Source organism: Streptomyces sp. NBC_01476 (assembly GCF_036227265.1).
Taxonomy (GTDB): domain Bacteria; phylum Actinomycetota; class Actinomycetes; order Streptomycetales; family Streptomycetaceae; genus Actinacidiphila.
In genome coordinates this window covers 1,593,080-1,608,057 of the sequence record NZ_CP109446.1, presented here as the reverse complement: position 1 = coordinate 1,608,057, position 14,978 = coordinate 1,593,080, and the positions used below count along the sequence as shown (strand labels likewise).

Here is a 14,978-nt window from a genome sequence, read left to right as displayed (position 1 = left end):
CGAGGCCACCGCGCCCCCGGCCGTCAATCGACTTGTCCATGAACCGCTGAGGAGACACCGTGGTCCGCGCCGCCGTCCTGTCCGCCGTGAACGCCCCGCTGACCGTCGCCGACATCGAGTTGCCGGAGCCCGGCCCGGGCCAGGTGCGGGTACGGCTCGCGGCGGCCGGGGTCTGCCACTCCGACCTGTCGCTCTCCAACGGAACGCTGCGGCAGCCGGTGCCGGCGGTGCTGGGACACGAGGGTGCCGGCACGGTGGTCGCTGCCGGAGAGGGCGTCACCCATGTCCGCCCGGGCGACGGCGTGGTGCTCAACTGGGCGCCCGCCTGCGGTTCCTGCCACTTCTGCGGCCTGGGCGAGCCGTGGCTCTGCGCGAACTCGGGCGCGGCGGCGGCAGCACCGTACGCGAAGCTGGCGGCGGACGGCAGCGAGCTCTATCCGGGGCTGGGTACGGCGGTGTTCGCCGAGGAGACGGTGGTGGCCGCGGGGGCGGTGCTGCCGTTGCCTGCGGGGGTGCCGTTGGCCGACGCGGCACTGCTCGGCTGTGCGGTGCTCACCGGATACGGCGCGGTACACCACTCGGCCCGGATCCGCGAAGGCGAGACGGTGGCGGTCTTCGGCGTCGGCGGGGTCGGCCTCGCGGTACTCCAGGCGGCCCGGATCGCCGGCGCCGGGCGGATCGTCGCGGTGGACGTGGCACCGGGGAAGGAGGAGCTGGCCCGGGCCGCGGGGGCAACCGATTTCGTGCCGGCGGGGGAGGACACCGCCAAGCGGATCCGTAAGCTCACCGGGGGGTACGGGACCGACGTGGCGATCGAGTGCGTGGGCCGGGCGGAGACCATCCGCACCGCGTGGTCGGCGACCCGGCGCGGGGGCCGTACGACGGTGGTCGGCATCGGGGGCCACGACCAGCAGGTGGGTTTCTCGGCGCTGGAATTCTTCTACTTCGGACGGACGCTGGCGGGCTGCGTCTACGGCAACTGTGACCCGGTGAAGGACCTGCCGGTCATCGCGGAGCACGTACGGGAGGGCCGGCTGGACCTGTCGGGCATGGTCACCGACCGGATAGGTCTGGACGACATCCCGGCCGCCTTCGAGGCGATGACCGCCGGGCGGGGCGGCCGGGCCCTGGTCGTCTTCTGAGCCGCCGCTCAGCCGCCCGAGACCATCGCCAGCCACTTCTCGTGCGCCCCGCCGAAGGGCCCGCCGCCCGCCGCCACCGCCGTCATCAGCCAGTCGGCGGAGGCCAGGGCGGCGGTGATCACCTCCGGCGGATAGGAGTAGCGCACCTGGTGCTCGGCGAACTCGTCCTCGTCCACCAGGATCGGGGCGTCGGAACCGCGTTTGCGCAGGACGTCGAGATCGAGGTCGACCATGGTGACCCGGCCGGGTGACGGCCATTCAGGAGGGGTGGTGATGTCGCAGTAGATCTCGGTACTGCGCGGGGCCGCGTTGAAGGTGGCGGTCCACCAGGCGTCGCGCGGGAAGAGGAGGACGTGGGCTTCGGGGACCGGGATCTCCGGGTTGTGCCCCTTGCGCATCACACTGCCCGCGGGCAGGCCCAGCCAGACGCCGTGTTCGTCCTCGCCGAGCCGCCTCATCCGCAGGTTCCAGTGCAGGCTGCCGTCGTATTTGTGGTAGTCGACCTGGACAAGTCCGTATCCGTAGGTGGCCATGCCGACATCCTGTCAGCCGCCGGCCGTCCGCAGCTCCTGATATTGGAGCGCCAGCCCGTCGACGAGGGCGCGCAGGCCGGTCTCGAAGGCACCCTGGTCGACCTGCTCACGGTGACCGGGCAGCAGATGGGCCTGCCCGAGGTGGGGGTAGTCGGCGGGGTCGTAGGCCGCCGCGTCGCCGACGAAGCCGCCGGCGAAGGAGCCGAGCGCCGAGCCGGTCACGAAGTACCGCATCAGGGCACCGATCCTGGTCGCCTGGGCGGCCGGCCAGCCCGCCTCCACCATTCCGCCGAAGACCGCGTCGGCCATCCGCAGCCCGGCAGGCCGCAGCCCCGGCCCGGTGGCCAGGAAGGGCACGATGTGCGGGTGGTCGGTGAGCGCGGCCCGGTAGGAGCGCCCCCAGGCCAGCAGCGCGCCCCGCCAGTCCCGCCCGGTGCCGTCACGCCCACCGCCCGCGCGGGCGGCGAGCGCGTCGAACATCGACAGGTCGACCTGCGCGACGACCGTGTCGGCCGCCGCGTCCAGGATCGCCTCCTTGGTGGCGAAGTGGTTGTAGAGCGAGGGCCCGCTGACCCCGAGTTCGGCGGCGAGCCGGCGGGTGGACAGGGCGGCGAGCCCCTCCTCGTCGATGAGGGCGAGCGCGGCCTGTGCGATGCGGTCGCGGCTCAGCAGGGGCTTGCGGGGGCGGGCCATGCGGCACATAGTAGAGGCCGCCGCCGGAAAACTAGCGGTGGTAGTTTCGGGAAGGGGTCCCCCGTGAATCTTGAGCTGTCCGCCGAGCAGAGCGCCGTCAAGGCGCTGGCCAGGGACTTCACCGACCGCGAGATCACCCCCCACGCGGCTGCCTGGGACCGGGCGGAGAGCGTGGACCGGGGGATCGTGAAGAAGCTCGGCGCGCTCGGTTTCCTCGGTCTGACCATCGAGGAGCGGTACGGGGGCTGCGGCGGTGACCATCTGGCGTACTGCCTGGTCACCGAGGAGCTGGGCCGCGGCGACTCCTCGGTCCGCGGCATCGTCTCGGTCTCCCTCGGGCTGGTCGCCACGTCGATAGCGCGCTGGGGGAGCGAGGAGCAGAAGCAGGAGTGGCTGCCCCGGCTCACCTCCGGCCAGGCGCTGGGCTGCTTCGGACTCACCGAGCCCGGCACCGGTTCCGACGCCGCGCGGCTGACCACCCGCGCCGAGCGTGACGGCGACACGTATGTGATCACCGGCAGCAAGATGTTCATCACCAACGGCACCTGGGCCGATGTGGTGCTGCTCTTCGCGCGCACCGGCGGCGAGCCGGGGCACCGCGGCATCAGCGCCTTCCTCGTCCCCGCCGACGCGCCCGGGCTGACCCGCCGGGAGATCCACGGCAAGCTCGGGCTGCGCGGCCAGGCGACCGCCGAGCTGGCGCTGGACGCTGTGCGGGTCCCGGCCGCCGCGATGCTCGGGCCGGAGGGCAAGGGCTTCTCGGTGGCGATGGCGGCGCTCGCCAAGGGGCGGATGTCGGTCGCGGCCGGCAGTGTCGGCATCGCCCAGGCGTGCCTGGAGGCGGCGGTGGCCTACGCCGGGCAGCGTGAACAGTTCGGCGCGCCGATCGCCGGCCGCCAGCTGGTCCAGGAACTGCTCGCCGACATCGCGGTGGACGTGGACGCCGCCCGGCTGCTCACCTGGCGGGTGGCCGACCACATCGACCGCGGGCTGCCCTTCGCCACCGAGTCCTCGACCGCGAAGCTCTACGCCGCCGAGGCGGCGGTCCGCTGCGCCAACAACGCGCTCCAGGTCTTCGGCGGTTACGGGTACATCGACGAGTACCCGGCCGGCAAGCTGCTGCGCGACGCGCGGGTGATGACGCTGTACGAGGGCACCAGCCAGATCCACAAGCTGCTGATCGGCCGGGCGCTCACCGGGGTGTCGGCCTTCTGAGCGGACCGGGTCCCGGCCGGCCGCGGAGGGTACCGATCGCATGACGCATCCGCCGTGCATCTAAGCGCTTGCTCACCCGCCAGGTAGGGTGTGGCCCTGTCAACGAACCGGGGTCGGGCGACCAGGTGGGAGGACGTGCGATGAGCGCGGAAGCGGCAACAGGCGGCGAACCGCCCGCCGAGGAGGAGTCTCCCGGCGAGCTGTCCGGCGGTGCGGCGGACGGCGGTGCGGCGGACGGCGGTACGGCGGACGCTGACGCGGCGCAGGGCGGTACGGACGCCGGAGCCGGGGCGGACGGCGGGTCCTGGGAGGGCATCACCCCCGACGCCGCCCGGCGGCTGGTGGTCGCCGCCGTCGAGGCGTTCGCCGAGCGCGGATACCACGCCACCACCACCCGCGACATCGCCGGCCGGGCCGGTATGAGCCCGGCGGCGCTCTACATCCACTACAAGACCAAGGAAGAACTGCTCTACCAGATCAGCAAGGTGGGCCATCTGCGCTCGCTCGCCCTGCTCGCCGGGGCCAGGGACGGCGCGGGCACGGCGGCCGAGCGGCTGGCGCACGCGGTACGGGTCTTCGTCCGCTGGCACGCCGAGCACCACACCACCGGGCGGGTGGTGCAGTACGAACTGGGCGCGCTCAGCCCCGGGCACTACACCGAGATCGTGGCGCTGCGCCGGCAGAGCGAGGACGCGATCCGGTCGATCATCGGGGACGGGGTGGCGGCGGGCGAGTTCGACGTGCCCGACGTCTCCGGGACCACGCTCGCGGTGCTGTCGCTCTGCATCGACGTCGCCCGCTGGTTCAACCCGAACGGCCGGCGGACCCCCGACGAGGTCGGCGCGCTCTACGCCGACCTCGTGCTGCGGATGGTCCGGCAGGCGGACGGGCAGGCCGGGCCGGCGGCGTAAGACCCGCGCGGGAGAACGGCCGGCCGGCCCTCGCACAGGCGCACGAGCGGTCAGCGGTAGAAACGGGCCACCGTCTCCGCCACGCACACCGGCTTCTCGCCGCCTTCGCGCTCGATCGTGACCTGGGTGACCAGCTGAAAGCCGCCGCCGGCCTCACTCACCTCGGCCACCACGGCGGTGCCCCGCAGCCGGGAGCCGACCGGTACCGGGGCCGGGAAACGGACCTTGTTCACGCCGTAGTTGACACCCATCTTCACGCCCTCGACCCGGAAGAGCCGCGGGGTCAGCGCCGGGATGAGGGAGAGGGTGAGGAAACCGTGCGCGATCGTGGTGCCGAACGGTCCGGCCGCCGCCTTCTGCGGGTCGACGTGGATCCACTGGTGGTCCCCGGTGGCCTCGGCGAACGCGTCGATCCGCTTCTGGTCGATCTCCAGCCAGTCGGTCCAGCCGAGCTGTTCGCCGACGGCGGCACGCAGGTCGTCGGGCGAGGAGAAGACGCGGGGCTGCTGCGGCACGGCGGGGACCTCCTGAATACGGGTTACCAAGCGCTTGCTCAGCATGGTTCGGGCGGCCTCAGGTGTCAATGTCCGCCGCCCACACCTCCGGCCGTCGCCCACACCTCCGGCCGCCGCCCCGCCCACGGCCGCGCCGCCTCCAGCTGCGCCGACAGGGAGATCAGCGTCGCGTCGTCCCCGTACCGCCCGCCCAGCATCACCCCGATCGGCAGGCCGTCCGCCGTCCAGTGCAGCGGTACGCTGACGGCCGGCTGGCCGGTCGCGTTGTAGAGCGGGGTGTACGGCGTGAAGTGCGCCAGACCCGCGAACTCGGCCGCCGGGTCCGCCTCGTCGCGCAAACCCCCGACCGCCGCCGGCGGCTTGGCGAGCGTCGGGGTGAGGATCACGTCGTACGCCGACAGCAGCGCGTCCGCGATCAGCTGGCCCAGCGCCCGGAAACCGTAGAGCGCCGAGGCGAAGGCCGGACCGCTCACACCGGCCCCGGCCGACCGCAGATGACGGGTCAGCGGCATCAGGGACGCCTCGTCGTGCGGGGCCACCGGATAGACCGTGGCCATCACCGCCCACACCGTCTCGAACGCGGTCTTCACCGATTCGTCCACCGGCAGGGCCAGTTCGTCCACCTCGTGCCCGAGGTCCCGCAGCAGCGCGACGGCCGCGTCGTGCGCCGCCCGGCAGTCGGGGTGCAGTTCCACGCCGGGCACCGGCGGATCGGGCAGCGCCACCACCCGCAGCCGGCCCGGGTCGCGGCCCGCGTACGAGGCGAAGGACTCGCCGGGCGGCAGCGAGGGCGCGCCGTACGGCAGGCCCGGCATCGGGCCGGCCAGGACGTCGAGCAGCGTCGCCGCGTCGGCGACCGTACGGGCGATCGGCCCCGAGGTGCTCAGCCCGCTGACATCGTGCTGGACCGGCCCGCCGCTGACCCGGCCCCGGCTCGGCTTGATCCCGAACAGGCCGCACACGGAGGCCGGGATACGGATCGAGCCGCCGCCGTCGCTGCCCTGCGCGACCGGCGCGAGCCCGCCCGCCACCGCCGCCGCGGCTCCGCCGCTGGAGCCACCCGCCGAAAGGGTGAGGTCCCACGGGGTGCGGGCGGGCGGTGCCAGCCGGTTCTCGGTGTAGCAGGGCAGACCGAACTCGGGGGTGTTGGTCTTGCCGAGCAGGATCGTGCCGGCATCGCGCAGCCGGGTCACCACGTGGTCGTCCACGTCCGGCACGTGCTCGGCGTAGGCCGCGCTGCCCAGCGTGCAGCGCACGCCCGCGACGAAGTTGAGGTCCTTGACCGGGACCGGCACACCGTAGAGCGCGGGCAGGCCGCGGCCCTCGCGGCGGGCGGCTCGCGCCACCGTCTCGGCCTCGGCGGCCTGCTTGCGGGCGATCTCCGGCGTCCGGGTGATGAAGGCGCCCAGCGTCGCGTCCAGCCGTTCGATCCTGGCCAGGTAGTGCTCGGTCACTTCGACCGGTGAGAGGGAGCCGTCCCGGATCGCGGCCGCCTGCTCCACCGCCGTCAGATCGTGCAACTCGCCCATGGCCGTCCCTTCGCCGGATTCCCGCCACTCGGCGCGATCCTCGCACTACCGTCGGGTAACGGCCATACCTCGGGACGCACCGCCGACGGCGAGTCGCGGGCGTGGCGCCACGGGTTGCTCCAGCCGGGTGAGCGGCGCCCCGACGCCGGGTGCGGGCCCTGATCGCCGGGCGCCGGGCGCGGCCGGCCCGGCGCCCGCTGTATTCGAGTGGCACGCCGCCCGGCCGATCGGGCAGCATGCCCCGAAGCCCGAAGCCCGAAGCCCGAAGCCCGAAGCCCGAAGCCCGAAGCCCGAAGCCCGAAGCCCGAAGCCCGAAGCCCGAAGCCCGAAGCCCGAAGCCCGAAGCCCGAAGCCCGAAGCCCGAAGCCCTGACTCCAGGGCAGCCGGCACACCGGGTCCGCCGCCCCGCCCCGCCCCGTGAGGGAACCGCATGAGCCTGCGCCACCACGAGATCGCCGAATCCGGCCATCGCATCCTCAACCCGTACACCGAGGAGAAGCTGATGCTCCTCGGTGAGATCTGCCGGCTCCAGGAGGGGCAGCGTCAGCTCGATCTGGCGTGCGGGAAGGGGGAGATGCTGAGCCGGTGGGCGCAGCGGTGGGGGACCGGCGGGGTCGGGGTGGACCTGAGCCGGACGTTCCTGGCGGCAGCCGAGGCCCGGGCCGCGGAGCTCGGCGTGGCCGGCCGGGTGACCTTCGAACGCGGGGACGCGGGCGCGTACCGGGCCGAGGAGGGCGCCTTCGACGTGGTGTCCTGCATCGGCGCCACCTGGATCGGCGGCGGTTTCGCCGGGACGGTCGAACTGCTGCGGCCGGCGATGCGGCCGGGCGGGCTGATGCTGATCGGCGAACCGTACTGGACCGAGCCGCCGCCCGAGGAGGCGCTGGAGGCGGTCGAGGCGGAACCCGACGACTTCACCTCGCTGGCCGGGACGCTGGACCGGATCGAGGCGGCCGGGATGGAACTGGTCGAGATGGTGCTGGCCGACGGGGACAGCTGGGACCGGTACGCGGCGGGCCAGTGGTTCACCATCGACCGGTGGCTGCGCGAGACCCCGCGGGACCACCCGGACGCGGCCGACATGCGGGTCTTCCTGGAGCACTCCCGGCGGACCCATCTGACCTGGGCCAGGCGGTACTTCGGCTGGGGCGTCTTCGTGCTGCGGCCCGCACGCCGCTGAAGCCGGCCCGGACGCCGGCGCACAGTCCGGACGCCGGCACACGAGCCGGCCGGCCGGGGCCGCGCACGCCGCTGAAGAAATCCCGTCCGCCGGAAAAACATGACGTATGTTCATCTTCCGGGGTCGATGTACCGGCAGTAACCTCCGGCGCACCGGTACCCGGAAGGAGCAGACATGCCGCTACGGACCCCACAACGGATCGGCAGGCACAGCAGGTCCCGCATTCTGAGATCGGCGACCGCCGCCGCCCTCCTCGCCCTCGCCGCCACTTTGGTGGCCCCGCTGCCCCCGGCGCTCGCCGCGGACCCCGGCACCGACTACTGCGCCCAGCAGTGCGCCGACATCCTGCCGCCGGGCGAGAACGGCAACGCCACCCTCGCCGACATCCTGGCGAACAAGGTGCTCGGCACCCGGCCCGCGCACACCATGGACCAGCTCGGCCCGTACTCCTCCCTCGCGGACGGCTACCAGAACCTCACCGACGCGACCATCACCACCTTCTTCAACGACGCCTCGTTCGGGGTGCCTTCGGGCCAGGTCGCCTCGGTGACCAGCCCGCGCCCGGACGTGACCATCACCCGGGACAAGAAGACCGGTGTCCCGCACATCAAGGGCACCACCCGCGCCGGCACCGAGTTCGGCGCCGGATACGCCGCGGCGCAGGACCGGTTGTGGCTGATGGACCTCTTCCGGCACGTGGGCCGTGGCGAGTTGTCGTCCTTCGCCGGCGGGGCCGCGGCCAACCGCGGCCTGGAGCAGGAGTTCTGGCGGCAGGCGCCGTACACCGAGGCCGATCTGCAGGCCCAGGTGGACTGGCTGGCCGACAACAGCGGCCCGCGCGGCCGGCAGGCACTCGCCGACGCCCAGTCGTACATCGACGGCATCAACGCCTACATCACCGCCTCGAAGAACGGGCGTTACTTCCCCGGCGAGTACGTGCTCACCGGGCATGTGGACGCGATCACCAACGCCGGGACCATCGACCCGTTCCAGCTCACCGACCTGATCGCGCTCGCCTCGGTGGTCGGCGCGCTCTTCGGCACCGGCGGCGGGGGAGAGGTGCAGTCGGCGCTGTCGCTGCTGGACGCGCAGCAGAAGTACGGCGTGGAGCAGGGCACCCGGATCTGGGAGTCGTTCCGCGAACGCGACGACCCGGAGGCCACCGCGACCGTGCACGACGGCACCAGCTTCCCGTACGCGGGCAAGCCGGCCGACCCGCAGGGTGAGGCGCTGCCCGACCCCGGGTCGGTGGTGGCGGAACCGCTGGTCTACGACGCGACCGGCGGCGCCACCCAGGCCACCACCAAGAGCCCCGGCGTGCTGCCGGGCAATCTGCTGGACAGCCCGAAGAAAGGCATGTCCAACGCCCTGGTGGTCAGCGGCGCGCACACCGCGAGCGGCCACCCGGTCGCCGTCTTCGGCCCGCAGACCGGCTACTTCGCGCCGCAGCTGCTGATGCTCCAGGAGCTGCAGGGCCCCGGCATCAGCGCCCGCGGCGCCTCCTTCGCGGGCCTGGGCATGTACGTGGAGCTCGGCCGCGGCCAGGACTACGCGTGGAGCGCCACCTCCGCCTCGCAGGACGTCACCGACACCTACGCGGTGGAGCTCTGCCAGGACGCCAACCACTACCTCTTCCACGGCAGTTGCGTCCCCATGGAGAAACTGGAGCGCACCAACTCCTGGTCGCCGACGGTCGCCGACTCCACCGCGGCCGGCTCCTACCGGATGCAGGTGTGGCGGACCGCCTACGGGCCGGTGGAGTACCGGGCCACGGTCGGCGGCAAACCCGTCGCATACACCCAGTTGCGCAGCTCCTACCGGCACGAGGCCGACTCCATCATCGGCTTCCAGGAGCTGAACGACCCGGGCTTCGTCCACGACGCCGCCTCCTTCCAGCTGGCGACGCGGGACATCAACTACACCTTCAACTGGTTCTACGCCGACTCCCGGCAGACCGCCTACTACAACAGCGGCACCAACCCGGTGCGGGCGGCCGGCGTCGACCCCTCCTTCCCGGTGTGGGCGCGGGCAGCGTACGACTGGCGGGGCTGGGACCCGGACGCCAACACCGCCGACTACACCCCGCCCGCCCAGCACCCGCAGTCCGTCGACCAGGATTACTACGTCTCCTGGAACAACAAGCAGGCCCCCGGCTACACCTCGGCGACCTTCGGCAACGGCTCGGTGCACCGCGCCGACCTGCTGGACGACCGGGTGAAGGCGCTGGTCCAGGCGGGCGGGGTGACCCGGGCGTCGCTCGCCAGGGCGATGGAGGACGCCGCGCTCACCGACCTGCGCGGTGAGGACGTGCTGCCCGAACTGCTCCGGGTGATCAACTCCGCACCGGTCACCGATCCCCAGGAGGCCACCGCGGTCCAGCAGTTGACCGCCTGGCTGACCGCGGGCGCCAAACGCCGTGCCGCGTCGGCCGGTTCGCACACCTACGCCAACGCCGACGCGGTGCGGGTGATGGACGCCTGGTGGCCGCTGCTGATCCAGGGCGAGTTCCAGCCGGGGCTGGGCAGCGAGCTGTACGACGCGCTGGCGGCCGGCCTCACCATCGACGAGGCGCCGTCCGCCGGCCACGGTCCGACCGGTGCGCACGCCGGCAGTTCCTTCCAGTACGGCTGGTGGTCGTACGCCGACAAGGACCTGCGCTCGGTGCTCGGCGAGAACGTCCAGGGGCCGCTCGGCGCCGCGTTCTGCGGCGGCGGCGTGCTCTCCGCCTGCCGCGACACGCTGCTCGCCACGCTGAAGCAGGCGGCGGCCGTCCCGGCGACCACCGTCTACCCGGGCGACGACGGCTGCTCGGCCGGTGACCAGTGGTGTGCCGACTCGATCGTCCAGCGGCCGCTCGGCGGCATCACGGACGACCGGATCTCCTGGCAGAACCGCCCCACCTACCAGCAGGTGGTGGAGTTCCCCGCGCACCGCTGACCGCTCCCCTGCACGGCCCGCGGGCCGGGTTCCGCACCGCGCGGGACCCGGCCCGCGGCGCGCCACGCCACCGGCCACGGCTCTTCCGCATCGGATGACCGACCGCTTAGTATGCGAGAGGAAGCGCCGAGCCGAAGGAGACACGTCGTGGTCGTGGAAGTGCTGCGCGACGCCCGGGTGGTCGTCACCGGAGCGGGTGGCGGCATCGGGACCGCCCTCGCCCGCAGATTCGCCGCCGAGGGCGCCCGGGTGGCCGTCAACGACCTCGACGCCGACGCCGCCCGCAAGGTCGCCGCCGAGATCGGCGGCGCGGCCGTGCCCGGCGACGCCTCCACGGTGGTGCCCGCCGCCAGGACCGCGCTCGGCGGCGGCATCGACGTCTTCTGCGCCAACGCCGGCGTCGGCACCGGCGGCGGCCCCGAGGCCGACGACGCGGCCTGGGAGCTGGCCTGGGACGTCAATGTGATGAGCCACGTCCGCGCCGCCCGGGCGCTGCTGCCGCAGTGGCTGGAGCGCGGCGAGGGCCGCTTCGTCTCCACCGTCTCGGCCGCCGGACTGCTGACCATGATCGGCGCGGCCCCGTACTCCGTCACCAAGCACGGCGCCCTCGCCTTCGCCGAATGGCTGTCGCTCACCTACCGGCACCGCGGCATCCATGTGCACGCGGTCTGCCCGCAGGGGGTGCGTACCGAGATGCTCCGCTCCTCCGGCGTCGCCGGGGAGCTGGTGCTCGCGCCGAACGCCATCGAACCCGAGGACGTGGCGCAGGCGGTGCTCGACGGGATCGCCGCCGAGCGGTTCCTGATCCTGCCGCACCCGGAGGTCGCCGGGTTCTACGCGGCCCGCGCCGCCGAACCCGAGCGCTGGCTCGGCGGCATGAACAAGCTCCAGCGCGGCTACGAGCACCTCCAGCGGGAGGCGGCCGGCCACCGGCAGGGAGGGGACCCGGCATGATGCGCTACGCCGACCGGCCCTGGCTCAAGCACTTCACCGCCGAGCAGCGGGAAGACGTCGAGCACCCGCCGTCGGTGCTGCACAGCTTCCTGGCCGCGGCCGAACGCGATCCCGGCCACCGGGCCCTGGCGTACTTCGACGGCTCGCTGAGCTACGGCGAACTCGACGCCCTCTCCGACGGCCTCGCACGCCACCTCGCCGACCGCGGCTTCGCGCCCGGCGACCGGCTGGCAGTCATGCTGCAGAACGTGCCGCAGTTCGTGGTGGCCCTGCTGGCCGCCTGGAAGGCCGGCGGATCCGTCGTCCCGGTCAACCCGATGTACAAGCGGGGCGAGCTGGCGCACATCCTCTCCGACGCCCAGGTCACCGCGATCGTCTGCTCCGAGCACGCCTGGCAGGGGTACGTCCGTGCCACCGTCGCCGGCTCGCCGGTACGGATCGCGCTGACCGCGAACGAACGCGACCTGCAGACCAGGAACGACCCCCGGGTGCTCGGCGGCGCACCGCAGCCCGCCGACGACGCGGCCGACGTGCTGGCCGCCGCCCGCGCCGCCGCCGGACCGCGTCCCGACGTCGCCCTGCCGCAGGCGGCGCAGACCGCGCTGATCAGCTACACCTCCGGCACCAGCGGGCAGCCCAAGGGCGCCGTCAACACACACGGCAACATCTCCTTCAACGCCCACCGGCAGGTACGGATCCAGGGGCTGCCCGCCGACGCCGTGGTCTTCGCGCTCGCCCCGCTCTTCCACATCACCGGCATGGTCTGCCAGCTGTCCGCCGCCCTGGCCGCCGGCCACACCCTGGTGCTCGCCTACCGCTTCGAGCCCGGCGTGGTGCTCGACGCCTTCCGCGAGCACCGGCCGGCGTACACCGTCGGTCCGTCCACCGCGTTCATGGCGCTGCTGGCCCGGCCGGACGCGAGCGCCGCGGACTTCTCGTCCTTCCGGCTGATCTCGTCCGGCGGCGCCCCGCTGCCGCCCGCCGTCGTGGAGTCCTTCCGGGCGCGGTCCGGCGGCCTCTACCTGGCCAACGGCTACGGCCTCACCGAGTGCACCGCGCCCTGCGCCAGCGTGCCGCCCGGCGCCGAGGCCCCGGTCGACCCGGCGTCGGGCACCCTCGCGGTAGGAGTCCCCGGGCCCGGCACCATGCTCCGGATCCTCGACGACACCGGCGCCGAGGTGCCCTTCGGGGAAACCGGCGAGATAGCCGTCAGCGGGCCGATGGTCGTACCCGGCTACTGGAACCGCCCGGAGGAGTCGGCGGCGGCGCTCCCCGGCGGCGAACTGCTCACCGGCGACATCGGCTTCATGGACGAGGACGGCTGGCTCTACGTCGTCGACCGCAAGAAGGACATGATCAACGCGTCGGGCTTCAAGGTCTGGCCGCGGGAGGTCGAGGACGTCCTCTACACCCACCCCGCGGTCCGCGAGGCCGCGGTGGTCGGAGTGCCCGACGCCTACCGCGGCGAGAGCGTCAAGGCGTACGTCAGCCTGCGGCCCGGCACGGCCGCGGGTCCCGCCGAGCTCATCGCCTACTGCAAGGAACGGCTGGCCGCCTACAAGTACCCGCGGGAGGTCGACGTCCTTCGCGAACTGCCGAAGACCGCGACCGGGAAGATCCTGCGGCGCGAACTGAAGACCATGGCCGGATAGGGTCCATACCGGTCGGAACGCCGGTCGCCCGCCGGACGCGGACAGGGCCGGCCGGGTGGGTACGCAGAGAGGGCACGCGATGGCACGCAGCACCAGCAACGACGGCACGGGCACCGGCGCCGCGGTCCCCGAGCGGCTGCTCGCCGAGGCCACCCGGCTCTTCGCCGAACGCGGCTACGACCGCACCTCGGTCCAGGAGATCGTGGAGGCCGCCGGGGTCACCAAGGGCGCGCTCTACCACTACTTCGGCTCCAAGGACGATCTGCTGCACGAGATCTACGGCCGGGTGCTGCGGCTGCAGACCGAACGCCTCGACGTGATCGCGGCCCGCACCACCGACGTACGCGACCGGCTCGCCGAGGCCGCCGCCGACGTGGTGGTCACCAGCATCCAGAACCTGGACGACACCAAGATCTTCTTCCGCTCGATGCACCAGCTCGCCCCCGAGAAGCAGAAGGAGGTACGGGCCGAACGCCGCCGCTACCACGAGCGGTTCCGGGCCCTGATCGAGGAGGGGCAGCGCGACGGGTACTTCCGGCCCGACCTCCACCCCGACCTGGTGGTCGACTTCTTCTTCGGCTCGGTGCACCACCTCGGCACCTGGTACCACGCGGACGGCCCGCTCCCCGCGGACGCGGTCGCCGCCGAATTCTCCGACCTGCTGCTGCACTCGGTGCGGCAGCCCTGACCCGCTGGGAGCTGCGACGTGAAGGCATGGCGCGTGCACGAGACCGGGCAGCCGCGCGAGGCGATGCGCCTCGACGAGGTGCCGACGCCCGTACCCGGCCCGGGCGAAGCGCTGGTCCGGGTGCTGGCCGCGAACGTCAACTTCCCCGACGCGATGCTCTGCCGCGGCGACTACCAGATCAAGCCACCGCTGCCGTTCACCCCCGGCGTCGAGCTGTGCGGTGAGGTGGTCGGGCTCGGCGAGGGGGTCACCCTGGAGCCCGGAGCCCGGGTGATCTCCCCGGCGCTGCTGCCCGGCGGGGCCTTCGCGGAGTACGCGCTGGTCACCGCGGACGGGGTGCTGCCCGCGCCGGAGGCGCTGGACGACGCGGAGGCCGCCGCGCTGCACATCGGCTACCAGACCGGCTGGTTCGGGCTGCACCGCAGGGCCGCGCTGCGGCCCGGTGAGACGCTGCTGGTGCACGCCGCCGCGGGCGGCGTGGGCAGCGCCGCGGTCCAGCTGGGCAAGGCCGCGGGCGCCACGGTGATCGGCGTCGTCGGCGGCCCGGAGAAGGTGAAGGCGGCACGGGACCTCGGCGCGGACATCGTGGTGGACCGCAGGAGCGAGGACTTCGTGGCCGTCGTCAAGGAGGCCACCGCCGGCCGCGGCGCGAACGTCGTCTACGACCCGGTGGGCGGCGAGGCGTACACCCGCTCCACGAAGTGCGTCGCGTTCGAGGGCCGCATCGTGATCGTCGGCTTCACCAGCGGCACGGTCCCGGCTCCCGGGCTCAACCACGCCCTGGTCAAGAACTACGCGATCCTGGGCCTGCACTGGGGCCTGTACAACACCCACGACCCGGTCGCCGTCCGCCAGGCGCACGACGAACTCACCCGGCTGGCCGCCGAGGGCGTGGTGAGGCCGTTCGTCAGCGAGCGGCTTCCGCTCGCCGCCGCCTCCGACGCGGTCCAGCGGGTCGCCGACGGCAGTACGGTCGGCCGTCTGGTGATCGTCCCCTGACCCCGGTCCGTCCCGCGCCGCCGGGGGCGC

The 14,978-nt window shown here is 73.2% G+C and carries 13 protein-coding genes; 9 read left to right on the top strand and 4 right to left on the bottom strand.

Annotated features, from left to right (window positions below; all coding sequences use genetic code 11):
* Window positions 1–59: 59 nt before the first annotated feature.
* A complete protein-coding gene (locus OG552_RS07005) occupies window positions 60–1,142 on the top strand; it encodes a zinc-binding dehydrogenase (protein WP_329130345.1) in 1,083 nt (360 codons plus the stop codon).
* An 8-nt stretch (window positions 1,143–1,150) separates the two neighbouring features.
* Here the strand turns inward: OG552_RS07005 and OG552_RS07000 are convergent, their stop codons facing one another.
* The gene (locus OG552_RS07000) at window positions 1,151–1,675 is read right to left on the bottom strand and encodes a DUF402 domain-containing protein (RefSeq protein ID WP_329130343.1); all 525 of its coding nucleotides are present in this window, start codon (window positions 1,673–1,675) and stop codon (window positions 1,151–1,153) included.
* A 12-nt stretch (window positions 1,676–1,687) separates the two neighbouring features.
* Window positions 1,688–2,368 carry a TetR/AcrR family transcriptional regulator gene (locus OG552_RS06995; RefSeq protein WP_329130341.1) on the bottom strand — a complete coding sequence of 227 codons (681 nt, stop codon included), beginning with the start codon at window positions 2,366–2,368 and terminating at the stop codon, window positions 1,688–1,690.
* Between the two features lie 63 nt (window positions 2,369–2,431).
* Here OG552_RS06995 and OG552_RS06990 point away from each other — a divergent pair, with 63 nt between their 5' ends.
* Entirely contained in the window at window positions 2,432–3,583 is a 1,152-nt protein-coding gene (locus OG552_RS06990) for an acyl-CoA dehydrogenase family protein (protein ID WP_329130339.1), read from the top strand.
* A gap of 140 nt (window positions 3,584–3,723) precedes the next feature.
* The gene (locus OG552_RS06985; RefSeq protein ID WP_329130337.1) at window positions 3,724–4,494 is read left to right on the top strand and encodes a TetR/AcrR family transcriptional regulator; all 771 of its coding nucleotides are present in this window, start codon (window positions 3,724–3,726) and stop codon (window positions 4,492–4,494) included.
* A gap of 50 nt (window positions 4,495–4,544) precedes the next feature.
* On the opposite strand, the gene OG552_RS06980 is transcribed toward OG552_RS06985, so the two are convergent.
* Together OG552_RS06980 and OG552_RS06975 are read right to left on the bottom strand one after the other, a co-directional pair.
* A complete protein-coding gene (locus OG552_RS06980; RefSeq protein ID WP_329130335.1) occupies window positions 4,545–5,009 on the bottom strand; it encodes a MaoC family dehydratase in 465 nt (154 codons plus the stop codon).
* 65 nt (window positions 5,010–5,074) lie between these two features.
* The gene (locus OG552_RS06975; RefSeq protein WP_329130333.1) at window positions 5,075–6,538 is read right to left on the bottom strand and encodes an amidase; all 1,464 of its coding nucleotides are present in this window, start codon (window positions 6,536–6,538) and stop codon (window positions 5,075–5,077) included.
* A 430-nt stretch (window positions 6,539–6,968) separates the two neighbouring features.
* Between OG552_RS06975 and OG552_RS06970 the strand changes: the two genes are divergently transcribed.
* The 6 genes from OG552_RS06970 (at window position 6,969) to OG552_RS06945 (ending at window position 14,948) form a co-directional block, all read left to right on the top strand.
* A complete protein-coding gene (locus tag OG552_RS06970; protein ID WP_329130331.1) occupies window positions 6,969–7,718 on the top strand; it encodes an SAM-dependent methyltransferase in 750 nt (249 codons plus the stop codon).
* Between the two features lie 174 nt (window positions 7,719–7,892).
* On the top strand, window positions 7,893–10,655 hold the full coding sequence (locus OG552_RS06965) for a penicillin acylase family protein (protein WP_329130329.1): 2,763 nt from the start codon (window positions 7,893–7,895) through the stop codon (window positions 10,653–10,655).
* A 153-nt stretch (window positions 10,656–10,808) separates the two neighbouring features.
* On the top strand, window positions 10,809–11,609 hold the full coding sequence (locus tag OG552_RS06960) for an SDR family oxidoreductase (RefSeq protein ID WP_329140606.1): 801 nt from the start codon (window positions 10,809–10,811) through the stop codon (window positions 11,607–11,609).
* Window positions 11,606–13,261, top strand: a complete 1,656-nt coding sequence (locus OG552_RS06955) for a class I adenylate-forming enzyme family protein (protein WP_329130327.1) — start codon at window positions 11,606–11,608, stop codon at window positions 13,259–13,261. Before OG552_RS06960 ends, OG552_RS06955 begins: the two co-directional genes overlap by 4 nt.
* 79 nt (window positions 13,262–13,340) lie before the next feature.
* Complete coding sequence (locus OG552_RS06950; protein WP_329130325.1) at window positions 13,341–13,949, top strand: TetR/AcrR family transcriptional regulator; 609 nt, start codon at window positions 13,341–13,343, stop codon at window positions 13,947–13,949.
* An 18-nt stretch (window positions 13,950–13,967) separates the two neighbouring features.
* Window positions 13,968–14,948 (top strand): NADPH:quinone oxidoreductase family protein, encoded by a 981-nt coding sequence (locus OG552_RS06945; RefSeq protein ID WP_329130324.1) that lies wholly within the window; start codon window positions 13,968–13,970, stop codon window positions 14,946–14,948.
* The last annotated feature ends 30 nt before the right edge of the window (window positions 14,949–14,978 follow it).

Bases quoted from the DNA above. Each gene is read 5' to 3' on its own strand.
- OG552_RS07000 (WP_329130343.1), bottom strand. From the start codon at position 1,675: ATGGCCACCTACGGATACGGACTTGTCCAGGTCGACTACCACAAATAC.
- OG552_RS06965 (WP_329130329.1), top strand. From the start codon at position 7,893: ATGCCGCTACGGACCCCACAACGGATCGGCAGGCACAGCAGGTCCCGC.
- OG552_RS06995 (WP_329130341.1), bottom strand. From the start codon at position 2,368: ATGGCCCGCCCCCGCAAGCCCCTGCTGAGCCGCGACCGCATCGCACAG.
- OG552_RS06985 (WP_329130337.1), top strand. From the start codon at position 3,724: ATGAGCGCGGAAGCGGCAACAGGCGGCGAACCGCCCGCCGAGGAGGAG.
- OG552_RS06955 (WP_329130327.1), top strand. From the start codon at position 11,606: ATGATGCGCTACGCCGACCGGCCCTGGCTCAAGCACTTCACCGCCGAG.
- OG552_RS06975 (WP_329130333.1), bottom strand. From the start codon at position 6,538: ATGGGCGAGTTGCACGATCTGACGGCGGTGGAGCAGGCGGCCGCGATC.
- OG552_RS06950 (WP_329130325.1), top strand. From the start codon at position 13,341: ATGGCACGCAGCACCAGCAACGACGGCACGGGCACCGGCGCCGCGGTC.
- OG552_RS06970 (WP_329130331.1), top strand. From the start codon at position 6,969: ATGAGCCTGCGCCACCACGAGATCGCCGAATCCGGCCATCGCATCCTC.